The following is a 26,224-nucleotide window of genomic DNA, read 5'->3' on the forward strand; positions in this document are numbered from 1 at the left end:
TCAGGCTTGCGCCCATTGTGCAATATTCCCCACTGCTGCCTCCCGTAGGAGTCTGGACCGTGTCTCAGTTCCAGTGTGGCTGATCATCCTCTCAGACCAGCTAGGGATCGTCGCCTTGGTGAGCCCTTACCTCACCAACTAGCTAATCCCACCTGGGCATATCCTGACGCGACGAGGCCCGAAGGTCCCCCTCTTTGAGCCGAAGCTATCATGCGGTATTAGCCATCGTTTCCAATGGTTATCCCCCACATCAGGGCAATTTCCCAGGCATTACTCACCCGTCCGCCGCTCGCCACCCGAGAAACAAGTTTCTCTGTGCTGCCGCTCGACTTGCATGTGTTAGGCCTGCCGCCAGCGTTCAATCTGAGCCATGATCAAACTCTTCAATTAAAAGTTTTTTGAAGCTTTCGCTTCGGCTCAATGAATACTGAATAAATTGACTGTGCCGATACTTAGTATCGTTTTGGTCACTCAGTTCATTGATAAATCTTTTGGATTATCATCAACGAGTGCCCACACAGATTGATAGGTTTATATTGTTAAAGAGCTTTCTTCTTTTGTGAATCGCATCACTTCGGAAGAGGCGGCTATTTTAGCGAGTTAAGTTTTAGTGTCAACCACTTTTTTCAAAACTTTTTCAGGTGATTCACCTGGCTAAATGCCTTGGCTGATGGGCTCTGGTTTCTTACGAAGCCTTGCCGTGTCAGCGAGGTGGCATTATAGAGATCGACGTCACGTTGGCAAGCCCTTTTTCACGTTTTTTTTGATTTTTCTATCGTTCGTTTAAAAAAGAGTCAAAACAAGCAAAAAGTGTAGTTTCTTTCTACAAACGAGCAAATTTCTCAGCAAATTGGCGTACTTTTTCCCAGTTGGTGTACTCCACTTCTTTACGGGTATCCGTCTCTCCCCCTGTTAGGGTCATGATGAGTTTAATCATATTTCTATCAAACCAGTTATATCGTGGGTAATAGAGTGCACCAGCAAAAACACCGATTAGGTTAGGCTGCCAAGGAGACTTTTTAAGAAATGTTCGAATATAAACACTTCCCTCCGGAGTGTCTTTCCCTTGCTCTTCTTTTCTTGCGGTTAGGTTGACGCAAAAGAACGCCACTTTATGTTCGTCCAACTGAGCTAGGTTACGCTGGATAAATTGATAGAGCGCTTGATTGAGATGACCATAGCGAATCGACGCACCAATCAGCACTTTGTCATAAGAGGAAAAATCCACCGTGTCGACGTCATGTAGATTTTTCACATCACATTGATAGCTCGGTAACTGTTCTTCTATATATTGAAGGATTTTTTTAGTTTGCCCCTCGCGGGAAGAATAAAGAAATAGGGCTTTCACTATCATTTCTCCTTAACTGCGCCAAAAAGTGGGGGTTAGCAATATAAGTAAGGTAAAGATTTCTAAACGACCAAAGAGCATAGACACCACCAAAACCCATTTGGCTTTATCGTTCACATCCGCAAAATGCACCGCCACTTCACCCAAGCCTGGACCTAGGTTGTTTAGCGTCGCTGCGACGGCCGAAAACGCGGTTAGTTCGTCCATTCCTGTTGCAATGAGCGCGAGCATACAAACGACAAACACCAATGCATAAGCGGAGAAGAACCCCCACACCGCATCCACCACACGTTGCGACAGAGCATTACCACCCACTTTGATGGTGTAGACCGCTCTAGGATGAACTAAGCGCTTAAGTTCACGCGCACCTTGCAACGTGAGCAATAAAATCCGAATGACTTTCATACCACCACCAGTTGAACCCGCACATCCCCCAATAAAAGAAGAGAAAAGCAGTAACACAGGGAGAAATAGTGGCCAATCGGAAAATCCCGTGGTGGTGAAACCAGCAGTCGTTGAGATGGAGACCGTTTGGAACAACGCTTGGTCGAAGGCATCATAAATGGAGTCGTAAGAATGGTGTGCCAACAATAATAAGAAGCAAATGACAAACAGCAGTGCTTGAATAAAGATAAACGCTCTAAACTCTGGGTCTTTCCAATAGTATTTTGGATGAACACCGCCAGAGGCAAAGGCAGCAAAGTGAAGTGAGTAGTTACATGCCGAGATCAGTAGGAAGATAACAGTGATTAAGTTAATCGCATAGCTATCGAAATACCCCATACTGGCGTCATGAGTAGAAAAGCCACCAATCGCGATGGTCGAGAAACTATGGCTAATCGCATCAAACGGCGTCATTCCCGCCAACCAGAAAGCCCCTGCACAAGCGATAGTCAGACTCAAATAGATATACCAAAGCGCTTTAGCCGTTTCGGCAATACGCGGGGTCATTTTACTGTCTTTGACTGGGCCAGGAATTTCAGCACGATACAACTGCATGCCACCGATGCCTAGAACAGGCAAAATCGCGACCGCCAGCACGATGATTCCCATACCGCCAAACCATTGCAGTATCTGGCGATAGAACAAAATCGCTTTGGGCAGTTCGTCCAAACCAACGATAACCGTCGCACCCGTGGTGGTCAACGCGGAGAAGGACTCGAAAAACGCATCGGTGATTGAAATACTGGGGTTATCAGCGATCAGAAAGGGCAACGCACCGGCACTGCCAAGTACGGTCCAAAAAAGCACTACAATTAAAAAGCCATCGCGCGCTTTAAGTTCGTGTTTATGCCTGCGGTTTGGAAACCAACACACGGTGCCGCAAAATAGCAGCACAAAAAAGGTCGTAACAAAAGGAACACCCGCACCATCGCGATAAATAAGCGCCACCAACGCGGGCGCAAGCATAGTGACACTGAAGAGTGCGAGCAACAGCCCGACAATACGGATAATTGAACGAAATTGCATGGATGATTGAATCAATAAAGTCGACAGACTTCCTAGTTGTTATTGTTATTTCCCGGTATACGGCGTCACGAGCGCTTTTGCACTGCTTTTGTTGATCATGGTTTGAGTAAACATCTCCACGTTTCTCACTTCCAGTTCAACCACCAGCACGACGCTCTCACTGTATTGAGCGTCCACCTCAAAAGCGCCGAATTGCTGCATTATAGATTGCGCAATTGGTACGAACGCATAGTCTAACTCCAGTCTGAGTTTTGTGGTTATTTTTTTCTCAATTGTTTGAAGCAGCTTGAGTGCCTGCTGCACGCCACCGCCATACGCCTTCACCAATCCACCCGTGCCGAGGCGAATGCCACCATAATATCGTGTCACGACTGCGGTGATCTCACCAACACCCGACCCCGAGAGCTGCGCCAAAATCGGCTTTCCTGCTGTACCCGATGGCTCGCCATCATCACTAAAACCCCACTTCATTGAATCCTCTGGTCGCCCTGCAACAAACGCCCAACAGTTATGACGCGCATCGGCATGTTGCGTTTTAATCCTCTCTACAAAAGCTTTTGCTGCCTCTATCGTCGGGGTATGAGTAAGATACGTAATGAAGAGACTCTTTTTGATTTCTTCTTCAAATTGAACCGCTTGGGCTGGGATGAGGTATGGGTTTTCGTTCATGACATTCGCACTATCAACAAGAGTGGCAAGTGTAACATGCCCCTATTGAGAGTGCATAAGATCTGCTCTAACGCACAATGTTAAACACTTGTTTAAAAAATGTATTGAAATTAGACAAACCGAGGTCCACACTAAGCAAACTGGTCTAACCAGAATATAAGTACAACACTTTCCACTATATCTACATTGGCGAATGTGCGCCTTAGGTATACAGACAATCCAAGATTGTATGTCATGGAGATAGACAATGATTTACCAAGCCGAAACCCTACAGGTAAAGGAAGTACAAGATGGCGTGGCAGAAATCCTTTTCTGCGCGCCAAATTCCGTCAATAAGCTCGATCTAGCAACCCTTGCTTCACTCGACAAAGCGCTTGATGCGCTCACCGCTCACTCCGGTCTGAAAGGCGTAATGCTTACATCAGACAAAGAAGCCTTTATTGTCGGAGCAGATATCACTGAGTTTTTAGGACTGTTTGCCAAGCCAGAAGAAGAGCTCGACCAATGGCTTCAATTTGCCAATAGCATCTTCAATAAACTGGAAGATTTGCCCGTTCCGACTGTCGCAGTTGTCAAAGGGCATACCTTAGGCGGTGGATGTGAGTGTGTACTTGCTACCGACTTACGCATCGGTGATAAAACCACCAGCATTGGTCTTCCTGAAACTAAGCTCGGTATTATGCCTGGTTTTGGCGGTTGCGTGCGTTTGCCGCGCGTGATCGGCGCAGACAGCGCCATGGAAATCATCACCCAAGGCAAAGCTTGCCGTGCAGAGGAAGCACTAAAAATTGGTTTGCTTGATGCTGTCGTCGATTCCGATCGCCTCTACGCATCCGCACTGCAAACACTGACCGATGCGATCAATGAAAAAATTGACTGGAAAGCACGTCGCCAGCAAAAAACCTCAGCGTTAACGTTAAGCAAGCTCGAAGCGATGATGAGTTTCACCATGGCCAAAGGCTTGGTGGCTCAAGTGGCTGGCCCCCACTACCCAGCACCGATGACCGCCGTTGTCACGATTGAAGAAGGCGCCCGTTTTGCTCGCAATCAAGCGCTAGACATCGAAAGAAAACACTTCGTTAAACTGGCGAAGTCAGAAGAAGCCAAAGCATTGGTGGGGCTTTTCCTCAATGACCAATACATCAAAGGCATCGCGAAGAAAGCTGCAAAATCCGCCAATAAAGAGACCCAACGCGCAGCTGTGCTAGGCGCGGGTATTATGGGGGGCGGTATTGCCTATCAATCTGCTCTCAAAGGTGTGCCCGTGATCATGAAAGACATCGCGCAAGCATCACTGGATCTGGGCATGACAGAAGCATCAAAGCTACTCAACAAACAGCTTGAGCGCGGCAAGATTGATGGCTTTAAAATGGCCGGCATTCTCGCCTCTATTACACCAAGCCTTCACTACGCGGGCATCGACAACACCGATATCATTGTAGAAGCCGTGGTCGAAAACCCGAAAGTGAAAGCAGCCGTATTAAGTGAAGTGGAAGAGCAAGTGAGCGAAGAGACCGTTCTCACCTCGAACACCTCGACCATTCCAATTAACTTGCTGGCCAAATCACTCAAACGACCAGAGAACTTCTGTGGTATGCACTTCTTCAACCCAGTGCATCGCATGCCTTTGGTCGAAATCATTCGTGGCGAACACACCTCCGATGAAACCATCAACCGTGTCGTCGCTTATGCAGCCAAAATGGGCAAATCCCCAATTGTGGTCAATGACTGCCCAGGGTTCTTTGTGAACCGCGTGCTGTTCCCATACTTTGGTGGTTTTAGCATGCTGCTGCGCGATGGTGCAGACTTCACTCAAATCGATAAAGTGATGGAACGTAAGTTTGGTTGGCCAATGGGCCCTGCTTACTTATTGGATGTGGTGGGTATTGATACCGCACACCACGCTCAAGCCGTCATGGCGCAAGGGTTCCCTGAGCGCATGGGTAAACAAGGTCGAGATGCGATTGATGCCTTGTTTGAAGCCAACAAATATGGCCAGAAAAACGGCAGTGGTTTCTACACGTACACCACGGACAAGAAAGGCAAACCGAAGAAAGCATTCAGTGATGAGATCGTACCGATTCTTGCTCCAGTTTGTGCCGCTCAACAAGCCTTTGATGATCAGACCATTATCCAACGCATGATGATTCCGATGATCAATGAAGTGGTGCTTTGCTTGCAAGAAGGCATCATCGCCTCAGCGCAAGAAGCGGATATGGCGCTGGTGTATGGCCTTGGTTTCCCTCCTTTCCGCGGTGGAGTCTTCCGCTACTTAGATAGTGTTGGTATTGCAAACTTTGTCGCAATGGCACAGCAGTATGCCGAACTTGGCGCTATGTATCAGGTTCCGCAAATGCTTATTGATATGGCTGAAAAAGGGCAAACCTTTTACGGCACGCAACAGCAAGGTTCTATCTAAGGAGTTCCCACAATGAAAAATGTCGTAATTGTCGATTGTCTACGTACGCCAATGGGTCGCTCCAAAGGTGGCGCTTTCCGCCACACTCGAGCAGAAGACCTTTCTGCCCATTTAATGAAAGGGATTTTGGCGCGTAATCCACAAGTTAACCCAAGTGAGATTGAAGATATCTATTGGGGATGTGTACAACAAACCTTAGAGCAAGGCTTTAACGTGGCGCGAAACGCAGCACTGCTGGCAGGTTTGCCCATTGAAATTGGCGCGGTGACGGTCAACCGCCTCTGTGGTTCATCGATGCAAGCGCTGCACGATGGTGCGCGCGCCATCATGACTGGCGATGCAGAGATCTGCTTGATTGGCGGTGTGGAGCACATGGGTCACGTGCCAATGAACCACGGTGTGGATTTTCACCCAGGCATGTCGAAACACGTTGCCAAAGCGGCGGGCATGATGGGCTTAACCGCTGAAATGCTTGGCAAACTGCACGGCATTAGCCGTGAGCAACAAGATGAGTTTGCCGCGCGCTCTCACGCTCGTGCCCATGCGGCAACACTTGAAGGTCGATTCAAAAACGAAATTCTGCCTACCGAAGGGCATGCCGCAGATGGCACCTTGTTCACCTTGGATTATGACGAAGTGATTCGCCCAGAAACCACGGTGGAAGGACTCTCTCAGCTTCGCCCTGTGTTTGATCCAGCTAATGGCACCGTGACTGCCGGTACATCCTCTGCGTTGTCAGATGGTGCATCTGCGATGTTGATCATGAGTGAAGAGAAAGCGAATGCGCTTGGCCTGAAGATTCGTGCTCGTATTAAAGGCATGGCGATCGCCGGTTGCGATCCGTCCATTATGGGTTACGGCCCTGTACCTGCGACGCAAAAAGCACTCAAGCGTGCCGGTCTATCGATTGAAGACATGGCTGTGGTTGAGCTAAATGAAGCGTTTGCTGCACAATCTCTACCATGTGCTAAAGACCTTGGTTTGCTTGAGATGATGGATGAAAAGGTCAACCTTAACGGCGGCGCGATCGCTCTTGGCCACCCACTGGGTTGCTCGGGGGCTCGCATTTCAACCACCCTGATTAACCTGATGGAAGCAAAAGACGCCAAATACGGTCTTGCGACCATGTGTATTGGTTTAGGCCAGGGCATTGCAACGGTATTTGAACGCCCTTGATCTATCCGGCTAAACACCCTCACTCACTAAGAGCGGCTTGAGCCGCTCTTAGTTTATGCGCAAAACGCATTACCATAATGCTAAAGTTTCATTTTATTCATAGTTCACTTGCGCCTACACTTATCCCGTTTGACCTATCTGCAATCGCTGGAGAAATCTCATGTTTCACGCTTTAGTTCTAAATCAGGAAGAAAAACGCACCATCGCTACTATTGAACAAATGGATGAGTCTCAGCTACCCGAAGGCAACGTGCTGGTGGCCGTTGACTATTCATCTCTCAACTTTAAAGATGGCTTAGCGATCACGGGGAAAGGAAAAATCATCCGTAACTTTCCGATGATTCCAGGTATCGATTTAGCAGGCACCGTCATCGAATCACAAGACGCACGCTACCAAGCAGGGGATCACGTCGTTCTCACTGGTTGGGGTGTCGGGGAAAATCATTGGGGCGGAATGGCGCAGCGTGCGCGTCTTAACGCTGATTGGCTAGTGCCGCTACCAACAGGAATCGACAGCAAAAAAGCAATGATGGTTGGGACTGCGGGCTTCACGGCAATGTTGTGTGTTCAAGCACTACTTGATGCCGGTATCAAACCAGAAGCGGGAGAAATTCTTGTCACTGGCGCAAGTGGCGGTGTCGGCTCCGTCGCCGTGACACTACTGGCTCAACTCGGTTATCAAGTGGCAGCGGTGACTGGTCGTGTTGAACAAAACGGCCCACTACTCAAACAACTTGGCGCCAGCCGCATTATCGATCGGGTTGAATTTGAAGAGCCCCCTCGCCCATTAGAGAAACAAATTTGGGCAGGTGCGGTGGACACCGTTGGCAGTAAAGTACTGGCAAAAGTGCTGGCGCAAATGGACTACAACAGTGCGGTAGCCGCGTGTGGCCTCGCGGGCGGCTTTGATCTGCCGACCACCGTCATGCCATTCATTCTGCGCAACGTTCGCCTACAAGGCATCGACTCGGTGATGTGCCCAACGGAGAAACGCATCGCAGCGTGGGAAAAACTGGTAGCGCTACTGCCAGAAAGCTACTTCGAACAAGCGTGTACCGAAGTTGAACTCAGCGAAGCGGCAAAATACGCGGAAGACATCACCAATGGCCAAGTGACCGGTCGCGTGGTCATCAAGCTGTAAGCTATCACCGTAAAAGTAGCGAAAAAAAGCCGAGTCACACTCGGCTTTATGCTGTTCTTTCTCCAGCTCGCATTAATCGAGCCCCATATCTTCAATACGTTTGGCAATCAGCCGGCTGCACTCTTCACGCACCACGGAGCGCAACCATTCTTGGGCCGGAGAATGTTCACATCTTGGATGCCAAATCATCGAATAATCAAAGGGGGTAAACTGAAACGGCAGCGCTTTCACCACCAAATCGTAGCGCTCGGCAACCAAATAGGCCAAGTCGGCGGGGACCGTAATGATCAATGGCATGGTGTCCACTATCGCCAGTGCCGCTTCAAGATGATAGGCACGCAGCACCATCTTACGTTGCGGCTGATCGACTAACGCTTGCTCGATCAGCGCTTTCACGCCATCACTGATGGCAATCATGGCATGGGGATAATACAGATAATCTGCCAGGCTCATCTCTTTCCCCGCGAGCGGATGCTGTTTGGAAAGCAAACACAGCACCCCCACTCGGCCCAAGACTTCGCTACGCAGCGGTTCAACCGGACCTGTGGGACGGCAAATAGCCAGATCAGCCCCTTCATAAGTCAACTGATCCGCTAAGCGATCATGTTGCAAAGGAAGAAAATTAAACGACACATTGGGCGCTTCTTGATAAATCCTCGGCAGAGCAAATGGCAAGATCGTCTGCATCGCGTAATCAGTGGTAGCGATGGTAAACGTTTGAGTACAGCGATGAGGATCAAACTCAGATGGAGAAAGCAATTGACGTAACGATTCCAATGGCTCGCCGAGAGCCCGATCGATCTCCAAGGCTTTTTCAGTCGGTAATAAATGTTGCCCCTCACGCGTAAACAGCGGATCGCCAAGTAAATCGCGCAGACGCCCCAACACTCGACTCATCGCAGATTGACTGAGATTCAAACGCACTGCGGCTTTGCTGACGCTACTTTCTTCAATTAACACTCGCAGCGCCACCAGCAAATTCAGATCTCGACGGTAAATCTCTTCCAACTCCACGTTGAAGCTCCTATCCACGCTCAATGCCTGTGGCAATTGTACTCTTCAGGCAAAAAAAATCCCGCCTTTCAGCGGGGAAGCCCAAGAAAAATGGGGATAGTGTCGGAATGAAGTGTCGTTAAATTGGTGAGCGTAGGTTTGTTAACAAAAGCGCTAATTCTCTTGTTCTTCAGATGCACCGGACCATCGATGCATCTCAATCCAAATCCCGATGATAGTCGCGCTCATGCCTAAAATGGGCATCAATGAGGTTTCTGCTGGCGTCCTGAACACGAGTGCACAAAACGAGATGAAGCACAAAACCGAATAAATGGTCAATCTATCTAATGCTGTTAGCATCGCTCCCTCCGCCAGTTGTTATCAAATTGTTAACTAAAGTTAAAACAAAATGATCGCTTTGCCAAGTGGTTATTGAATATTTTTTCTACGAAAGTAGAATTCACCGCTAAGTAAGTTAAGAGAATCACATTATGAGCTTTAATCCTGAACTGGCGACCAAGACCTTAGAAGCGGAAGGACTACGCTGCCCAGAGCCAGTAATGATGGTCAGGAAGACAATTCGAACCATGCAAGACGGTGAGGTTTTATTGGTAAAAGCGGATGATCCATCCACCACCAGAGACATTCCTAGCTTTTGTCGTTTTATGGATCACCAACTCATTGCGGCACAAACCGACGAGCTACCCTATCAGTATCTGATTAAAAAAGGCTTATAACACGAGATAAAAAAACGGCAGCCACACGGCTGCCGTTTCTTTATTATTGATCGAATTCGATAGTGCGAATTTCCGATTGCAGCTTATTCAACTGCTTTTTCATCGCTCGCATCTCTTCATGCATGGGAATAATGTGTGCGACTCGAATCCACGCTTCAACAGTCAATCCTGTCAAAATAAAGGATCCCGCCACAATTGGTAGCCACATATCTGTTAAAACCATTGCCAACAAACAAAGTGCCAAACCAAAAGTGAATAAATAACTTTGACTTTTTGGGGTCATCCCCATGTAACGTGTCAGCATAAACTTGCCCTCTCGCCATCATTCACAAGAATAAAGTAGCATGACAATCATGACACGGATATGTCCGAGGTCACGCTACAGCAAGATGACTCTAACAATCAGATAATTGGCTGTTATTTACCTGATATTTATCTCTATTTTCTGGCTAGGCATCGCGCTTTAAAATAAAGCAGCACCGGCCGCTAACGCGACAAACAGAGCCGCTGTTACTTTGCGGATTAGCGCCAATGGCAATTTGTCTGCGGACAACTTACCAATCAAAACCACAGGCGCATTGGCCAGCAACATACCAATGGTGGTTCCTAACACAACCCAAGTCAGCGCGTCTGCATACTGCGCCCCTAGAATAGAAGTTGCGATCTGCGTTTTATCGCCAATCTCAGCGATAAAGAAAGCAATAAAGCTGGCCACAAAAGGACCGCGATTGGAAATCTCTTCTTCGTCATCCAACTTATCAGGAATCAACACCCACCCCGCCATGGCTAAGAAACTGACCACCACCACCCACTTCAACACGTCGGGAGAAAGATAATCGGCAACCACCACACCCAGCCAAGCTGCAAGGGCATGGTTAGCGATCGTCGCGAAAAAGATCGCAGCAATGATTGGGATCGGTTTGCGGTAACGACTGGCTAACAGCAGGGACAACAATTGAGTTTTATCGCCAATTTCGGCTAAGGCGACAGTAGTAATTGAAATAGCTAAAACGCTCACGACATGCTCATTGGGGCGGGATAATTATAATAACCATAGACAAACCCCACGCCCCACCCCGGTTCGTGATGTTTGTCTAAGGTCTTGCTAAACTTGAAAGGCTTCAAGTCTCGAACGCCATGGTGATTTGGCACCAATTATGTTGACGGACGAACTCGATGAAAATGGCTTTTCATCCAGTAAGCTACTCCCCAAAGACAGGCGCAATTCTAGCCAGCTTGCGGCAACATCTCAAGTGCGAAATCCGTCAAAAACTCCCTTTTAGGAAAAATTCAGTCGATAACGCGGTAAAATTCCATTAAACGAGAAAATTGCCCACGAATTAATCAAGATTAGCTCTACTCCCATGCTGAATATCTGGGTATACTTGATCGTTATTTTATTCAACCGTCATTACCTTCATTCACCCCTGTTGGCAACCGAAAACCCAACAAAATCGATGAATGAATCCGTAATTAAGAGAATCGCGCGAACCTGACTTATGCAAAAATACGATATCAAAACCTTCCAGGGAATGATCCTCGCGCTGCAGGATTATTGGGCTCAAAATGGTTGTACCATTGTTCAACCGCTGGATATGGAAGTGGGTGCGGGTACCTCTCACCCAATGACTTGTCTACGAGCGCTTGGCCCAGAGCCAATGTCGACAGCTTACGTACAACCTTCTCGTCGTCCGACCGATGGCCGTTACGGTGAAAACCCTAACCGTCTACAGCACTACTACCAATTCCAAGTTGCGCTAAAACCGTCGCCAGACAATATTCAAGAGTTGTACCTAGGCTCTCTAGAAGTTCTTGGTATTGACCCACTGGTTCACGACATTCGCTTCGTGGAAGACAACTGGGAAAACCCAACGCTAGGCGCTTGGGGTTTAGGCTGGGAAGTTTGGCTAAACGGTATGGAAGTGACTCAGTTTACTTACTTCCAACAAGTCGGCGGCCTTGAGTGTAAACCGGTTACGGGTGAAATCACTTACGGTATCGAGCGTCTTGCTATGTACATCCAAGAAGTCGATTCGGTTTACGATCTGACTTGGAACATCGCACCCGATGGTAGCAAGGTGACTTACGGTGATATCTTCCACCAAAACGAAGTAGAACAATCCACTTACAACTTCGAGCACGCAGATGTGGATTTCCTCTTCAGCTTCTTCGAACAATGTGAGAAAGAGTGTCAAAAACTCCTTGAGCAAGAAAAACCACTACCTCTACCTGCCTACGAGCGCATTCTAAAAGCGGCTCACGCGTTCAACCTACTCGATGCTCGCAAAGCGATCTCAGTAACGGAACGTCAACGCTACATCCTGCGCATCCGTAACCTGACTAAGTCAGTGGCAGAAGCATACTACGCATCACGCGAAGCACTTGGCTTCCCAATGTGTAAGAAAGAACAAGCGTAAGAGGTAGAGTAACATGGCAAAAGAATTTTTAATCGAGCTAGGTACCGAAGAGCTACCACCAACGCAACTTCGTACTTTGGCGGAAGCCTTCGCGGCTAACTTCGAAGCAGAGCTAAAAGGCGCTGAACTGACACACGAAGGTGTGAAGTGGTACGCGGCACCTCGTCGCCTAGCACTGAAAGTCACCGCATTAGCTGAAAACCAAGCAGACAAAATCGTTGAAAAACGTGGTCCTGCCGTTTCTGCCGCTTTTGATGCGGAAGGTAATGCAACCAAAGCCGCACAAGGTTGGGCTCGTGGTTGTGGTATTACCGTTGATCAAGCAGAGCGTATGGTCACCGACAAAGGCGAATGGCTGCTATTCAAACAAGAAGTCAAAGGTCAACCAACGGCTGATATTGTGGTTGAGCTGGCAGCAAAAGCACTAGCGGGTCTACCTATCGCAAAGCCTATGCGTTGGGGTAATAAAACCACTCAATTTATCCGTCCAGTAAAAACGTTGACGATGCTCATGGGCTCTGACCTTATCCAAGGCGAAATCCTAGGCGTAGCCTCTGATCGCGTGATTCGTGGTCACCGCTTTATGGGTGAGCGCGAGTTCACTATCGACTCTGCAGAGCAATACCCAGCGATCCTCGAAGAGCGCGGTAAAGTGATGGCTGATTACGAAGCGCGTAAAGCGATCATCCTCGCTGACGCGCAAAAAGCGGCAGCAGCGATCGGCGGTATCGCGGATCTCGAAGATGACCTCGTTGAAGAAGTGACTTCTCTAGTTGAATGGCCAGTGGTACTGACGGCGAAGTTTGAAGAAGAGTTTCTAAAAGTGCCGGCTGAAGCGTTGGTTTACACCATGAAAGGTGACCAAAAGTACTTCCCTGTCTACACCGAAGACAAGCAGCTACTGCCTAACTTTATCTTCGTATCAAACATCGAGTCGAAAGAGCCTCGTTACGTGATTGAAGGTAATGAGAAAGTGGTTCGCCCACGTCTTGCAGACGCAGAGTTCTTCTTCAACACTGACCGTAAGAGCAAGCTAGTCGATCGTCTGCCAATGCTAGAAAACGCGATTTTCCAACAGCAACTTGGCACCATCAAAGATAAAACCGATCGCATCACGGAACTGGCTGGCTACATTGCTGAGCAAATCGGTGCCGACGTTGAGAAATCAAAGCGCGCAGGTCTACTCGCTAAATGTGACCTCATGACCTCGATGGTATTCGAATTTACCGATACGCAAGGTGTGATGGGCATGCACTACGCTCGCCACGACGGTGAAGCGGAAGAAGTTGCTGTGGCACTGAACGAGCAATACATGCCTCGTTTTGCTGGTGACGAACTACCATCAAATGGTGTATCAGCCGCGGTGGCTATGGCAGACAAGCTCGATACTATCGTCGGTATCTTCGGTATTGGTCAAGCGCCTAAAGGTTCTGACCCATTCGCACTGCGCCGCGCATCTCTAGGTGTACTGCGTATCATCGTTGAATACGGCTACAACCTAGATCTTGTTGACCTAGTTGCGAAAGCGAAATCACTGTTCGGCGAGCGTTTAACTAACGATAACGTTGAGCAAGAAGTGATTGAGTTCATGCTGGGTCGTTTCCGCGCTTGGTACCAAGACGAAGGCTTCAGTGTCGACATCATCCAAGCGGTATTGGCACGTCGTCCAACGAAACCTGCTGACTTTGACCAACGTGTTAAAGCGGTTTCTCACTTCCGTGAACTGGAAGCGGCAGAAGCACTGGCGGCAGCGAACAAGCGTGTAGGTAACATCCTCGCGAAATTCGATGGCGAGCTAGCAGCAGAAATCGACCTTGCGCTACTGCAAGAAGACGCAGAGAAAGTACTGGCTGAAAACGTGGAAGTGATGACGGAAGCGCTTGAGCCAGCATTTGCCACTGGTAACTACCAAGAGGCGCTAAGTAAACTGGCAGACCTTCGCGAACCTGTGGATGCGTTCTTCGATAACGTAATGGTTATGGCTGATGATGAAGCACTGAAGACCAACCGTCTAACGCTCCTGAACAACCTGCGTAACCTGTTCCTACAGATCGCAGACATTTCTTTGCTTCAAAAGTAATTCATTACGCTTCGAAGTGATTAAGAGATAAGTAAAAGGGAAGCATTGGCTTCCCTTTTTTGTATATCAGCATCCAAACAGCTTAGTTGGTGGCTTCTTGTTCGCAGCGAGCAAAGTCATAATGCTCTTCACGACCACCTTTCCCTTTGAATCCCATGCGAACGACAAAGCCTTGGCGCAAAGCGTTGATCATATCTTCACATGCCCACTCGTACCCGCCTTTCTTAATTGCGTGGGTATCCCATTGATAACCTTCTGGCACCCAAACGTAGTAATCAATATAGCCTTCATCGGTGACTTTTAAATCTTGGATCTCTTTTAGTTCACCTTGTAATACTGCCACCAGCTCTGGGGCTGCTGTTGGTGCACTGGCTTGATAGTTCATTGTGTTACACGCGGCTAAGCCTGCCAACATAGTCAATAATAAGCACTTTCTCATTTTCATTGTAATTCCATTTAGTTATGTAATGCGCACGCATAATACATTCACCACGCACATAACAACAAAGCCATATGGCGTTCTAATTTATCAAAATGTTATATGGATCATCCGCTCTTACATTTGCTGAATTTTTCTTCTTTACCGAGAGCTATTTCGCGGGAAAAAGTTTCAGCTTACGAGCAATTTCACGCTTTTACTCTCTGTTACATTCAGGTATGTTCAACTATTACTCTATCAGCCAGCAACGTACTGGCCATTTAGGCACACGAAAGCAATCACAATGAATTAGGTATAACAACAAATGCAGTTTTCAAAATTTGGCGAAAAGTTTAATCAGTATTCTGGAATAACCCAATTAATGGACGATCTGAATGATGGCCTGCGCACACCGGGTGCCATCATGCTCGGAGGAGGCAACCCAGCCGCTATCCCAGCCATGCTCGAATACTTTCACCAAGCCAGCGAAAACATGCTCTCTAACGGCAAACTGCTTGCTGCACTGGCAAACTACGATGGTCCTCAAGGTAAAGATGTCTTTGTTAAAGCACTGGCACGTTTACTCAAGGAAACCTATGGTTGGAATATCAGTGAAAAGAACATCAGTTTGACCAATGGCAGCCAAAGCGGCTTTTTCTACCTGTTTAATCTTTTTGCTGGTCAACAGCCAGACGGCTCACATAAAAAAATCTTGCTACCGCTGGCGCCAGAATATATTGGCTATGCCGATGCTGGGATTGATGAAGACATATTTGTTTCTTACCGTCCTGAAATTGAGTTGCTCGACAATGGCTTGTTCAAATACCACGTTGATTTCGAACAACTCAAAGTGGATAACTCTGTCGCTGCGATTTGTGCCTCTCGCCCAACCAACCCAACCGGTAACGTGCTGACAGATGAAGAAATTCGCAAACTGGATCAGTTAGCCAGAGACAACCATATTCCCCTCATCATTGATAACGCCTACGGTTTGCCCTTTCCAAATATTATCTTTGAAGATGTTGAACCATTTTGGAATGAAAACACCATTCTGTGCATGAGTTTGTCCAAACTAGGACTCCCAGGGGTTCGCTGTGGCATCGTCATTGCGAATGAAGCAGTGACCCAAGCCCTGACCAATATGAATGGCATTATTAGCCTCGCTCCAGGCAGCGTTGGCCCTGCTCTCGGTCACTACATGATAGAAAAGGAAGATCTACTGCACCTCAGCTCAGAGGTGATCAAACCGTTCTACCAACAAAAATCGCAACGCGCGGTTGAACTGCTGCAAGCTGCCATGCCCGATGAGCGCTTCCGTATCCATAAACCGGAAGGCGCGATTTTCTTATGGTTGTGGTTTGATGAGCTTCCCATCACCACCATGGCGCTTTACCAACGCTTAAAGGCTCGCGGTGTGTTGATCGTCCCTGGCGAATACTTCTTTATCGGCCAAGAAGGCGATTGGGAACACGCTCACCAATGTTTACGAATGAACTATGTGCAAGACGATGAGCTCATGCAGAAAGGCATTGCGATCATTGCTGAAGAGGTCAATCGTGCCTATGCTGAAAGAGAGTCATAGTTCTTAATATCTCTCAATAATGAAAACTGGTTTGCTCATGTTCGATGGGCAGGCTGGTTTTCCCTTTTTGCTCTATTTCGTTTGGTGTACATGGATGAATACCTTTCTCAATATAAAGCATCCCCTATTCGCGACGTTGCTCTTATTTGCATCGATATTCTCGATCACTTTGTGGATTATCCATTTAGTGACCGACGCCAATCTGCGAGAAAAAGAGCTATTGGTGAGCCAAGTCGCGATGACTCAGGGCAAAAACTTAGAGAAAGAGCTGCACACCGCGTTGATCGCCTCCACGCAAATCCTTGCCGTCGAAGTGATTCAAAACAACGGTAACATGGACAACTTTGAAGAATACGCGCAAGAAATTCTCTCTTTAAGCAAAGTTATCTCCAATCTTCAATTAGCGCCGAATGGCATCATTCAGTCCATTTACCCTCTAGCTGGCAACGAAAAAGCCATTGGCCATAACTTACTTAAAGACGATGCAAGAAAGAAAGAAGCACTGAATGCGGTGGAGTCAGGCAAGCTCACCCTTGCGGGCCCTTTCACGCTCAAACAAGGGGGCGTAGGCATGATTGCTCGCCGGCCCGTGTTTCTTAAACAACAAGGTGAAAGCCGGTTTTGGGGATTTGTCTCCGCGCTCATTTTGTTAGAAAACTTAATTGCCAGTAGCGACCTTCAAGAACTACAGAAAGACAATCTGCATTTTCAACTCTCGCGCATCCACCCCGATACCAACCAAGTTGATGCCTTTTATGGTGAGTCGATATCTCAAGACTGGATCAGCAGCAAGATTACCATTGACGTGCCCAATAACCAGTGGACGCTCATCGTTGGCCTTCCACAAAGCCAGCAACTGTTTGCCTCTGCGTCAGTTCAATTGGCGATTGCCTTAATCATCAGCGGCTTCGCCAGTTTTTGCTTTTTTTACTACGTCACACTCCCGAAGAAGTTGCAGCACGCCGTGGAGCAAAAGACGTTTCAGCTCAAAAAGCTAGCCAATACCGATATGCTCACTGGGCTGGATAATCGGCGAAAGTTCACGGATGTGCTTAACCAGATTCTACAAAAACCAGACGCATTGGCGCATCGCCACGCCCTGCTATATCTTGATATTGATAATTTCAAACAGATCAATGACCAACTGGGCCACTATGTTGGAGATCAAGTGCTAAAAGTGGTCGCCCAACGCTTGTGCCACCACGTTTCCGATGCACAATCTATCACACGAATCAGTGGCGATGAGTTCGCCGTTCTCCTTGAATATCAAGAGTTCGACGGCCTCAAGCTGCGTCTCTCTGCACTGATTGCCGCGCTATCACAACCCAGTGAACATCTTCCTAACTCTCATCGCTTAACCGTTTCCGTCGGCGTCGTACTTATTCCACAAGATGGTCAAGACTCTACGACACTGATGAAACATGTCGATTTTGCGATGTATCAAGCCAAGAGCCAAGGTCGCAACCAATATTGTTTCTTTGATAAGTTCATGAAACTCAGAGACGATGAAAAAATCCAACTCGTTGAAAGTTTGAAGATCGCTATTGAGCAAAATCAGTTTGTGCTTCATTACCAACCGATCTATGACATTCGATCGCACCAGATACATTGCTATGAAGCTCTCGTCCGTTGGCTGCACCCAACGAAAGGTTTACTCTATCCCGCAAGCTTTATTGAGCTTGCAGAGCAAAGCGGCTTGATCAACGAGATTGGCGATTGTGTCCTTGCTCAAGCCTGCCAATTTATTGCACAAGCAGCGCCGGAGAAACCGATCGTGTCGATCAACATTTCCGCCAGCCAACTGTCCGATCCTCAACTCTTTGAACGGTTTATCGGCATTATCCAGAAGTATGGCGTAGATGCTCATTCGCTGAAGTTTGAGCTAACAGAAACCACCTTGATGCAGAACATTCAGTCCTGTACCAATATCTTGCTCAAATTTAAACAACTGGGTATACAGATAGCGATTGATGATTTTGGTACGGGTTACTCGTCATTAGCGGTGTTGAAAGACGTGCCAGCCAACTATTTAAAAATTGATAAGTCGTTTATCGACCAAATCAATACCAATACTGGCGATCAAAAGGTCGCGCAAAGCATCATTACTTTGGCGCATCATCTAGATATGCAGGTGATAGCGGAAGGAGTGGAGCAGATTGAGCAAGAAGAGTTACTTGCTCAATTTCAATGTGATTTTGGGCAAGGCTACCTATTTGGTCGCCCCGCCCCTCTCGACTCAATAAGAGCCAACACCAAGAGCATTAATTCTCAAGCAGTTTAGTGCCACCAATGGCAATTTTACGTGGTTGCATCGCTTCTGGAATTTCACGCACCAAATCGATGTGCAGTAAGCCATTTTCCATCGATGCACCCACCACTTTGACGTAATCCGCTAGCTGGAATTTACGCTCAAAGTCGCGCTCTGCAATGCCTTGATAAACGTAGTTTTTGCCTTCTTCGGCTTTGCGTTCACCCTTCACGATCAACATGTTTTCGTTTTGCGTCAAATCGAGCTGATCTTCAGCAAAACCTGCAACTGCCATCGTAATGCGGTAGTTGTGCTCATCTTTTTGCTCAATGTTGTATGGAGGGTAACCGCCAGAACTGTTTTTGGCTGCGCTGGCTTCCATCAGGTTGAACAGACGGTCAAAACCAATCGCATTACGGTATAGTGGTGAGAAATCTACATTACGCATAATCCTATCCTCTTATTAAGCAATAGTCTTAGCCCAGATAAACCTATATTATTGGCGTGTTTATGCAAGCAACGCCGAGCTAAGGGATTCGATAATCCACTCCACAACCCAAGGATGGGGACGGGGACATGGTGTCGAATCTAGGGTCAAATTGAGTGCTAAAACTCAGTATCCTCTCTTGAGCGATCTGGTTTAGCGATGCCAGAGGTGCTGTTCTTCTCTTGTTGAGCAAGCTAGCCATCCCTCTTCCTAATTAGATATAAGGCCTAGAAATGGGGTTTCAAGGGATCAGAATAATAATTTTTCAGTCTGTGCTGTCAGGGTCTAGGGTCTAGGGTCTAGGGTCTAGGGTCTAGGGTCTAGGGTCTAGGGTCTAGGGTCTAGGGTCTAGGGTCTAGGGTCTAGGGCAGTTTTTCCTGGCCTATGTAAAAATGCCACCTCTTACGAGGTGGCATTTTCATTAATGTTGATCGCGTCTTATCGACTACACGTCTAGGTTCGCTACTTTCAATGCGTTTTCTTCGATGAAGTTACGACGTGGCTCAACTTGATCACCCATCAAGGTCGTGAACAGCTCATCCGCACCAACGGCGTCTTCAATGGTCACGCGCATCATGCGGCGAGTTTCTGGATCCATGGTGGTTTCCCAAAGCTGATCTGGGTTCATCTCACCCAAACCTTTGTAGCGTTGTAAGCTCAAACCACGACGAGATTCCTTAATCAGCCACTCCAGCGCACTTGCAAAGCTGTTCACTGGTTGAGTACGTTCACCACGCTGAATATACGCACCTTCTTCGATCAAACCGTCCAACGCATCCGCCAGCTCTGCCAGCTTCTGGTATTCTTTTGAGTTGATCAGATCCACGCTCAGTGGGTACTCGTGCATCACACCGTGGGTACGAACCACAATCTTCGGTGAGAACAGTCCGCGCTCTGCATCGTGTTCGATTTCAAAGCTGTATTGGCTTGCGCCCACTTCTTTGGCGTTCAACTGAGTAACCAGTTGCTCTGTCCACGCTGCCATAGCGGCTTGATCGGCAAATTGTGTTTCGCTGAGACGCGGTACATAAATCAGCTCATGAATCAGTGCACGTGGGTAACGACGGCTCATGCGATCCACCAGCTTGATCGCTGCATTGTATTGCTGAACCAGTTTCTCCAGTGCTTCACCAGCCAATGCAGGTGCGTCTGGGTTCACGTGCAGCGCTGCGTTATCCAATGCCAAGGAAATTTGGTACTGGTTCATCGCATCTTCATCTTTAATGTACTGCTCTTGTTTGCCTTTCTTCACTTTGTACAGTGGTGGCTGAGCGATATACACGTAGCCACGCTCAATAAGCTCCGGCATTTGACGGTAGAAGAAGGTCAACAATAGCGTACGGATGTGCGAACCATCGACGTCCGCATCGGTCATGATGATGATGTTGTGGTAACGCAGTTTGTCCGGGTTGTACTCGTCACGACCGATACCACAACCTAGTGCAGTGATCAGCGTTGCGACTTCTTGAGAAGAGAGCATCTTGTCGAAACGCGCTTTTTCTACGTTTAGAATCTTACCTTTTAGCGGTAGGATTGCTTGGTTCTTACGGTTACGGCCTTGTTTTGCGGAGCCGCCTGCCGAATCACCCTCCACTATGTAAAGTTCAGACAGTGCAGGATCTTTTTCCTGACAGTCAGCAAGTTTACCTGGAAGGCCAGCAAGGTCTAACGCCCCTTTACGGCGTGTCATTTCACGCGCTTTACGTGCTGCTTCACGCGCACGTGCGGCGTCGATAATCTTAGAACAAACGGTTTTCGCTTCGCTTGGGTGCTCCGCTAAGAAGTCGTTCAGTTTGTCTGCCATGAAGGATTCCACTGCGGACTTCACTTCACTAGAAACCAGTTTGTCTTTGGTTTGACTTGAGAATTTTGGATCCGGCACTTTGACTGAAACAACAGCGGTCAAACCTTCACGCGCATCATCACCAGAAGTCGCGGTTTTCGCTTTCTTCGAGTAGCCTTCTTTGTCCATGTAGCTGTTCAGTGTGCGCGTCAATGCCGCACGGAACCCCGCTAAGTGGGTACCACCATCACGCTGTGGGATGTTGTTGGTAAAACAGTAGATGTTTTCTTGGAAACCATCGTTCCACTGCATCGCCACTTCAACCGCAATCCCGTCTTCACGCTCAGAGTTGAAATGGAATACTTTTTCATGGATGGGGGTTTTGTTGCGGTTCAAGTGAGTAACAAACGCTTGAATACCACCTTCATACATGAAGTGATCTTTCTTATCTTCTTCGCGCTCATCAAACAGTTTGATCGACACGCCAGAGTTCAGGAAAGAGAGCTCACGTAAACGCTTCGCTAGGATGTCATAATGAAATTCGATGTTGGTGAAGGTTTGCGCACTTGGCCAGAAACGTACCGTGGTACCGGTTTTTTCGGTATCGCCGATGATAGCAAGCGGTGCATCAGGCACACCATGACGATAGGTTTGGCTATGAGTATGACCACCACGATGAATTGTCAGCAGCACTTTTTCAGACAGTGCGTTCACCACCGAAACACCAACACCGTGAAGACCGCCAGACACTTTGTAAGAGTTGTCGTCAAACTTACCGCCAGCGTGCAGTACCGTCATGATAACTTCAGCGGCAGACACTTTCTCTTCTGGGTGCATTTCGGTCGGGATACCACGGCCATCATCGCTAACAGAAACTGAGTTATCCTCATGAATCGTGACTACGATATCTTTACAGTGGCCTGCTAAGGCTTCATCAATTGAGTTATCCACCACCTCAAAAACCATGTGGTGCAGACCGGTGCCATCATCTGTGTCCCCGATGTACATACCCGGACGCTTACGTACCGCATCCAGACCCTTCAGTACCTTAATACTCGATGAATCGTAATTGTTCGACATGAGTTACTCTCTCATTATTTATCCTTGCTCGATTACACCCTGCTCCACATGAAACAGTCGGCCAGAGTCATCGCGCATGTCGCTGATCTGGTTTTCCGTAATCGAACTTACAAAAACTTGAGCCCCCGTCTGTTTCAAGCAATCAGCAAGACGCTTGCGACGTTGACTGTCTAATTCAGAGGCAAAGTCATCTATGAGATAGACGCATTGCTTACCGGTTTTTTCCGTTAGGTGCTGGCCTTGTGCCAAGCGGAGCGCACACACCATTAATTTCAATTGGCCACGCGACAACACATCTTCCACCGGGGTGTTATTCACTTTTATCCGTAAATCGGCCTTATTTGGCCCGCTAACGGTATAACCTAGTGTTTGATCGCGTTCGAAATTCTCTTCCAGTATTTGTTGGTATGGGGTTTCTTTTTCCCAGCCACGATAATACTTCAATTGGATATGAAATTCTGGCAAAAATTCTTGGCACAACTGTTCCGCTTTACTTTGCATTTGGGCAACGTAATCGGCACGCCATTGGCTAATCAACTCGGCCAAACGTGCCATTTCCTTGTCCCAATAACTCAGCTCTTGATAGCTCTTTGCCGACTTCAACAACGCATTACGTTGTTTGTTGAGGCGCTTAAAACGCCCCCATGCATCATAAAACGCGGGCTCGGTATGAAACACGCCCCAATCAATAAACGCTCGACGATGCTTGGGCCCATCCGTTAACAAATCGAAGCCTTCGGGATGAATCAATTGCAATGGCAACACTTGTGCAAGCTGCGCCAACTTTTGCCCGGATTGACCGCCTATTTTAACCTCTGTTGTGCCATCGCGCTGCTTATTAATGCCGATCGGTAGCTCAAATTGATCCGAGTTCAAAAAACGACCATGGACAAACAGTTGATCACACTCATTTTGAATCACGCGTCCGGTCAAAGCACTTTTAAATGAGCGCCCATGACCGAGCAAATAGATGGCTTCCAAGACACTGGTTTTGCCACTGCCATTCGGACCAATAAGAAAGTTAAAGCCTGGCGACAGTGCAATGTCGCAGGCTTTGATATTACGAAACTGCTGAATAATCAGACGAGAAAGCGGCATTCAATCAGCTTATAGACGAATTGGCATAACCACGTACATGGCGCTGTCGTCATCGACATTTTCAACCAGCGCACTGGCGTTAGCATCCGACATTGAGATTCGCACTTGTTCACAACGCAAGGTGTTCAGCACATCCAATACGTAGCTAACGTTGAAACCAATCTCAATCGCTTCACCCTCGAAGCTGACGTCCAACATCTCTTCCGCTTCTTCTTGCTCTGGGTTGTTGGCGGTAATGCGCATTTCAGTGCCTGCTAAGTTAACACGAACGCCACGGAATTTTTCATTCGACAAAATCGCCGCACGAGAAAACGCTTGGCGTAATTCATCACAACTTGCTTCCAGTGTTTTGGTTGTGTGTTGTGGCAATACGCGACGGTAATCCGGGAAACGACCGTCCACCAGTTTAGAAGTAAAGACAAAATCGTTTACTTCAGCGCGCAGATTTGAGCTACCAATTTGCAGCGTGACGGGTTGCTCTGGTGTATCCAGCAGTTTAACCAGCTCTTGCACACCTTTACGCGGTACGATGATCTGCTTTTGTGCGAAATCAGCACTCAATGGCGCCTGTGCCACAGCCATACGGTGACCATCGGTCGCAACACTGCGCAATGTACTGCCCTCAATTTCAAATAACATGCCATTGAGGTAGTAGCGTACGTCTTGGTTTGCCATCGAGAATTGTGTTTTCTCAATCAGTGCGCGCAATTCGCCCTGAGTGAGGGAGACTTCCACTTCACTTTGCCAATCTTCAATATTCGGAAAATCATTCGCCGGTAGTGTGGCCAACGAGAAACGGCTACGTCCGGAGCGCACTTGCACGCGATCGCCTTCCAATACAAACGTGATCACTGCATCGTCAGGTAATCCACGGCAGATATCGAGAAACTTGCGCGAAGGAACCGTAATGCTGCCCGCTTCAAACTCCCCTTCCAAGGTCACTTTACTGATCAGCTCCACTTCTAAGTCAGTGGCGGTCATTGACAGTTGACCATTTTCAACATTGATCAGCAAATTACCGAGGATCGGTAGCGTTGGTCGCCCACCGAGTGCACCGGAAACCTGTTGAAGGGGTTTAATAAAATGACTACGTGCGATAGTAAATTTCATGCTTGGCTCTTTACGCTGTCCGCTTCAATAAAGTGTTTAGAATTGTGTCATTCTAACCGATTAAGACGACAGGGTGCGAATCAAGTTAGAGTAATCTTCTTTAATATCGTGGCTCTCTTCACGCAGCTGCTCAATCTTACGACACGCGTGCAGCACGGTGGTGTGGTCACGGCCACCAAACGCATCACCGATTTCCGGCAAACTGTGGTTGGTGAGCTCTTTGGCCAGTGCCATGGCTAATTGGCGAGGACGCGCAACCGAGCGAGAACGTCGCTTAGAGAGCAGATCGGCCACTTTAATCTTGTAGTATTCCGCAACCGTCTTTTGAATGTTGTCGATGGTCACCAGCTTCTCTTGCAGCGCCAGTAGGTCACGCAGTGCTTCACGCACAAAATCAATGGTAATTGGACGGCCAGTAAAGTTGGCATTGGCGATCACGCGGTTTAATGCCCCTTCTAACTCACGAACATTAGAACGCAGACGCTTAGCAATAAAAAATGCCACTTCATCGGCAAGATGGATTTGGTGATCTTCGGCTTTCTTCATCAAGATCGCTACGCGGGTTTCCAGTTCTGGTGGCTCAATCGCCACTGTCAAACCCCAACCAAAGCGTGATTTCAGGCGATCTTCTACCCCATTGATCTCTTTTGGATAACGGTCCGAAGTCAGAATGATCTGTTGATTGCCTTCCAGCAGCGCGTTAAAGGTATGGAAGAACTCTTCCTGCGAACGCTCTTTGTTGGCAAAGAATTGAATGTCATCGATAAGCAAGGCATCAACACTGCGATAGTAGCGTTTGAACTCTTCAATTGCGTTATTTTGCAGGGCTTTAACCATGTCTTGCACAAAACGCTCAGAGTGCATGTAAACCACTTTGGCGTTGGGCTTGTTATCAACAATGGCGTTGCCAACGGCGTGCAACAAGTGGGTTTTACCTAAACCGGTGCCACCGTATAAGAACAGTGGGTTGTACGCCCCACCAGGGTTATCCGCCACCTGACGTGCCGCAGCCAAACCCAATTGGTTCGACTTACCTTCGACAAAGTTATTGAACTTATGCTTAGGGTTCACATTTGAGCGGTGATTGATGTCAGCGATCGCTTGAGCATCATCATCCCAAGTTTTGTGTACTGGCTTACGTGCTTGCAATTGCGCAGGTGCCGACGATTCGGCCGCCACATCCGCTGGCGTGCGGGTCGGTGCAGGCTTAGGTGCGGCCACACGTCGACTGCCGACTTCAAAACGCAAGTTAGGAATATCATGACCGCAATATTCTTGCAGTAAACGATTAATGCTATTGAGGTATTTGTCTCGCACCCAATCCAACACAAAGCGGTTTGGGGCGAACAGAGTGAGCGTATTGTCATTGAGCTCCGCTTGTAACGGGCGAACCCACATACTGAATTCTGTAGCTGGTAGCTCTTCTTGAAGCCGTTGCATACACTGCAACCAAAGCGAAGATGACACGGTGCCCCCACTGAGTACGAAATTAATCTGAAAAGATTGGCAATTTTACCTGTTGATAACCAAGATCGCCAGCGATTGATCGACGATCCAGTGAATAAGATCCAAGTTATTCACAATAATTTCGCTTGATTTTTGCGGATCAACACACCTTGCCCAATGATTACCCACAAGACGATCCACTTTTCCACGGATCTTGGCGATTTATCCCCAAAATAGACTGTTCATCTGGTTATGGTTAATAACAACTAGTTATTTATTCTATTGAGATAAATCACATTAACATCACCTCCCATAAAGATAAGGAGTCACAAGATGAATAACTGGATTAAAGCGAGTATTGCTGCCATCGCGCTTTCTGCAGCAACTTTTCAGGCGGTTGCCGAAGAAGTGGTTAAAGTGGGCATGTCTGGCCGCTACTTCCCATTCACCTTTGTAAAGCAAGACCAACTGCAAGGTTTTGAAGTAGATATGTGGGATGAGATTGGTAAGCGTAATGGCTAC

The 26,224-nt window shown here is 47.8% G+C and carries 22 protein-coding genes and 1 rRNA gene; 9 read left to right on the forward strand and 14 right to left on the reverse strand.

Features of this window, described 5'->3' with window-relative positions; all coding sequences use genetic code 11:
• The 4 genes from CIK04_RS00025 to CIK04_RS00040 form a co-directional block, all read right to left on the reverse strand.
• Positions 1–390: ribosomal RNA gene (locus tag CIK04_RS00025) — 16S ribosomal RNA — on the reverse strand; the annotation flags it as partial.
• A gap of 433 nt (positions 391–823) precedes the next feature.
• Complete coding sequence (hemG, locus tag CIK04_RS00030; protein WP_097353390.1) at positions 824–1,351, reverse strand: menaquinone-dependent protoporphyrinogen IX dehydrogenase; 528 nt, start codon at positions 1,349–1,351, stop codon at positions 824–826.
• 9 nt (positions 1,352–1,360) lie between these two features.
• Positions 1,361–2,818: a TrkH family potassium uptake protein gene (locus CIK04_RS00035; protein ID WP_011079016.1), complete on the reverse strand. Its 1,458-nt coding sequence runs from the start codon at positions 2,816–2,818 to the stop codon at positions 1,361–1,363.
• A gap of 45 nt (positions 2,819–2,863) precedes the next feature.
• Positions 2,864–3,487 (reverse strand): YigZ family protein, encoded by a 624-nt coding sequence (locus CIK04_RS00040; RefSeq protein ID WP_097353381.1) that lies wholly within the window; start codon positions 3,485–3,487, stop codon positions 2,864–2,866.
• A 247-nt stretch (positions 3,488–3,734) separates the two neighbouring features.
• Here CIK04_RS00040 and fadB point away from each other — a divergent pair, with 247 nt between their 5' ends.
• From fadB to CIK04_RS00055, 3 genes are all read left to right on the forward strand, one after another.
• Positions 3,735–5,906, forward strand: a complete 2,172-nt coding sequence (fadB, locus tag CIK04_RS00045) for a fatty acid oxidation complex subunit alpha FadB (RefSeq protein WP_017419827.1) — start codon at positions 3,735–3,737, stop codon at positions 5,904–5,906.
• A gap of 12 nt (positions 5,907–5,918) precedes the next feature.
• A complete protein-coding gene (fadA, locus tag CIK04_RS00050; protein ID WP_097353382.1) occupies positions 5,919–7,082 on the forward strand; it encodes an acetyl-CoA C-acyltransferase FadA in 1,164 nt (387 codons plus the stop codon).
• Positions 7,083–7,242: 160 nt separating this feature from the next.
• Positions 7,243–8,223, forward strand: a complete 981-nt coding sequence (locus CIK04_RS00055) for an MDR family oxidoreductase (protein WP_097353383.1) — start codon at positions 7,243–7,245, stop codon at positions 8,221–8,223.
• A gap of 72 nt (positions 8,224–8,295) precedes the next feature.
• Here CIK04_RS00055 and CIK04_RS00060 read toward each other — a convergent pair whose 3' ends face one another.
• Positions 8,296–9,237, reverse strand: coding sequence for a LysR family transcriptional regulator (locus CIK04_RS00060; RefSeq protein WP_026050373.1), 942 nt, complete (start codon positions 9,235–9,237; stop codon positions 8,296–8,298).
• Positions 9,238–9,390: 153 nt separating this feature from the next.
• On the reverse strand, positions 9,391–9,576 hold the full coding sequence (locus CIK04_RS00065; RefSeq protein ID WP_011079022.1) for a hypothetical protein: 186 nt from the start codon (positions 9,574–9,576) through the stop codon (positions 9,391–9,393).
• A 131-nt stretch (positions 9,577–9,707) separates the two neighbouring features.
• On the opposite strand from CIK04_RS00065, the gene tusA reads away from it, so the two are divergent.
• A complete protein-coding gene (tusA, locus tag CIK04_RS00070; protein ID WP_011079023.1) occupies positions 9,708–9,953 on the forward strand; it encodes a sulfurtransferase TusA in 246 nt (81 codons plus the stop codon).
• Between the two features lie 43 nt (positions 9,954–9,996).
• Here the strand turns inward: tusA and CIK04_RS00075 are convergent, their stop codons facing one another.
• Positions 9,997–10,257, reverse strand: a complete 261-nt coding sequence (locus CIK04_RS00075) for a hypothetical protein (RefSeq protein ID WP_017419831.1) — start codon at positions 10,255–10,257, stop codon at positions 9,997–9,999.
• A 159-nt stretch (positions 10,258–10,416) separates the two neighbouring features.
• The gene (locus CIK04_RS00080) at positions 10,417–10,971 is read right to left on the reverse strand and encodes a TMEM165/GDT1 family protein (protein WP_017419832.1); all 555 of its coding nucleotides are present in this window, start codon (positions 10,969–10,971) and stop codon (positions 10,417–10,419) included.
• A 481-nt stretch (positions 10,972–11,452) separates the two neighbouring features.
• On the opposite strand from CIK04_RS00080, the gene glyQ reads away from it, so the two are divergent.
• Both glyQ and glyS read left to right on the forward strand, forming a co-directional pair.
• The gene (gene glyQ, locus CIK04_RS00085; protein WP_097353384.1) at positions 11,453–12,370 is read left to right on the forward strand and encodes a glycine--tRNA ligase subunit alpha; all 918 of its coding nucleotides are present in this window, start codon (positions 11,453–11,455) and stop codon (positions 12,368–12,370) included.
• 13 nt (positions 12,371–12,383) lie between these two features.
• Positions 12,384–14,450, forward strand: coding sequence for a glycine--tRNA ligase subunit beta (gene glyS, locus CIK04_RS00090; protein WP_017419834.1), 2,067 nt, complete (start codon positions 12,384–12,386; stop codon positions 14,448–14,450).
• An 82-nt stretch (positions 14,451–14,532) separates the two neighbouring features.
• Here glyS and CIK04_RS00095 read toward each other — a convergent pair whose 3' ends face one another.
• Positions 14,533–14,895 carry a hypothetical protein gene (locus CIK04_RS00095; RefSeq protein WP_039549614.1) on the reverse strand — a complete coding sequence of 121 codons (363 nt, stop codon included), beginning with the start codon at positions 14,893–14,895 and terminating at the stop codon, positions 14,533–14,535.
• A gap of 298 nt (positions 14,896–15,193) precedes the next feature.
• Between CIK04_RS00095 and CIK04_RS00100 the strand changes: the two genes are divergently transcribed.
• Entirely contained in the window at positions 15,194–16,450 is a 1,257-nt protein-coding gene (locus tag CIK04_RS00100) for a valine--pyruvate transaminase (RefSeq protein ID WP_017419836.1), read from the forward strand.
• A gap of 94 nt (positions 16,451–16,544) precedes the next feature.
• Positions 16,545–18,731 carry an EAL domain-containing protein gene (locus CIK04_RS00105; protein ID WP_232708687.1) on the forward strand — a complete coding sequence of 729 codons (2,187 nt, stop codon included), beginning with the start codon at positions 16,545–16,547 and terminating at the stop codon, positions 18,729–18,731.
• Here CIK04_RS00105 and CIK04_RS00110 read toward each other — a convergent pair.
• From CIK04_RS00110 to dnaA, 5 genes are all read right to left on the reverse strand, one after another.
• On the reverse strand, positions 18,712–19,146 hold the full coding sequence (locus tag CIK04_RS00110; RefSeq protein ID WP_011149056.1) for an Hsp20 family protein: 435 nt from the start codon (positions 19,144–19,146) through the stop codon (positions 18,712–18,714). The genes CIK04_RS00105 and CIK04_RS00110 overlap by 20 nt on opposite strands.
• 484 nt (positions 19,147–19,630) lie before the next feature.
• Positions 19,631–22,048, reverse strand: a complete 2,418-nt coding sequence (gyrB, locus tag CIK04_RS00115; RefSeq protein WP_017419838.1) for a DNA topoisomerase (ATP-hydrolyzing) subunit B — start codon at positions 22,046–22,048, stop codon at positions 19,631–19,633.
• Between the two features lie 18 nt (positions 22,049–22,066).
• Positions 22,067–23,146 carry a DNA replication/repair protein RecF gene (gene recF / locus CIK04_RS00120; protein WP_013572632.1) on the reverse strand — a complete coding sequence of 360 codons (1,080 nt, stop codon included), beginning with the start codon at positions 23,144–23,146 and terminating at the stop codon, positions 22,067–22,069.
• A gap of 9 nt (positions 23,147–23,155) precedes the next feature.
• Positions 23,156–24,256 (reverse strand): DNA polymerase III subunit beta, encoded by a 1,101-nt coding sequence (gene dnaN, locus CIK04_RS00125; RefSeq protein WP_017789607.1) that lies wholly within the window; start codon positions 24,254–24,256, stop codon positions 23,156–23,158.
• Positions 24,257–24,316: 60 nt separating this feature from the next.
• On the reverse strand, positions 24,317–25,723 hold the full coding sequence (dnaA, locus tag CIK04_RS00130) for a chromosomal replication initiator protein DnaA (RefSeq protein ID WP_045595100.1): 1,407 nt from the start codon (positions 25,721–25,723) through the stop codon (positions 24,317–24,319).
• A gap of 312 nt (positions 25,724–26,035) precedes the next feature.
• Between dnaA and CIK04_RS00135 the strand changes: the two genes are divergently transcribed.
• Positions 26,036–26,224 (forward strand): transporter substrate-binding domain-containing protein (locus CIK04_RS00135; RefSeq protein WP_128824560.1); only part of this gene is annotated, 189 nt, incomplete at its 3' end.

This window comes from Vibrio sp. 03_296 (genome assembly GCF_002265885.1).

What these genes read in the sequence shown, in the direction of transcription:
- CIK04_RS00035 (WP_011079016.1), bottom strand. Translation starts at nt 2,818, where the DNA reads ATGCAATTTCGTTCAATTATCCGTATTGTCGGGCTGTTGCTCGCACTC.
- CIK04_RS00040 (WP_097353381.1), bottom strand. Translation starts at nt 3,487, where the DNA reads ATGAACGAAAACCCATACCTCATCCCAGCCCAAGCGGTTCAATTTGAA.
- fadB (WP_017419827.1), top strand. Translation starts at nt 3,735, where the DNA reads ATGATTTACCAAGCCGAAACCCTACAGGTAAAGGAAGTACAAGATGGC.
- fadA (WP_097353382.1), top strand. Translation starts at nt 5,919, where the DNA reads ATGAAAAATGTCGTAATTGTCGATTGTCTACGTACGCCAATGGGTCGC.
- CIK04_RS00055 (WP_097353383.1), top strand. Translation starts at nt 7,243, where the DNA reads ATGTTTCACGCTTTAGTTCTAAATCAGGAAGAAAAACGCACCATCGCT.
- CIK04_RS00065 (WP_011079022.1), bottom strand. Translation starts at nt 9,576, where the DNA reads ATGCTAACAGCATTAGATAGATTGACCATTTATTCGGTTTTGTGCTTC.
- tusA (WP_011079023.1), top strand. Translation starts at nt 9,708, where the DNA reads ATGAGCTTTAATCCTGAACTGGCGACCAAGACCTTAGAAGCGGAAGGA.
- CIK04_RS00075 (WP_017419831.1), bottom strand. Translation starts at nt 10,257, where the DNA reads ATGCTGACACGTTACATGGGGATGACCCCAAAAAGTCAAAGTTATTTA.
- glyQ (WP_097353384.1), top strand. Translation starts at nt 11,453, where the DNA reads ATGCAAAAATACGATATCAAAACCTTCCAGGGAATGATCCTCGCGCTG.
- glyS (WP_017419834.1), top strand. Translation starts at nt 12,384, where the DNA reads ATGGCAAAAGAATTTTTAATCGAGCTAGGTACCGAAGAGCTACCACCA.
- CIK04_RS00095 (WP_039549614.1), bottom strand. Translation starts at nt 14,895, where the DNA reads ATGAAAATGAGAAAGTGCTTATTATTGACTATGTTGGCAGGCTTAGCC.
- CIK04_RS00100 (WP_017419836.1), top strand. Translation starts at nt 15,194, where the DNA reads ATGCAGTTTTCAAAATTTGGCGAAAAGTTTAATCAGTATTCTGGAATA.
- CIK04_RS00105 (WP_232708687.1), top strand. Translation starts at nt 16,545, where the DNA reads ATGAATACCTTTCTCAATATAAAGCATCCCCTATTCGCGACGTTGCTC.
- CIK04_RS00110 (WP_011149056.1), bottom strand. Translation starts at nt 19,146, where the DNA reads ATGCGTAATGTAGATTTCTCACCACTATACCGTAATGCGATTGGTTTT.
- gyrB (WP_017419838.1), bottom strand. Translation starts at nt 22,048, where the DNA reads ATGTCGAACAATTACGATTCATCGAGTATTAAGGTACTGAAGGGTCTG.
- recF (WP_013572632.1), bottom strand. Translation starts at nt 23,146, where the DNA reads ATGCCGCTTTCTCGTCTGATTATTCAGCAGTTTCGTAATATCAAAGCC.
- dnaN (WP_017789607.1), bottom strand. Translation starts at nt 24,256, where the DNA reads ATGAAATTTACTATCGCACGTAGTCATTTTATTAAACCCCTTCAACAG.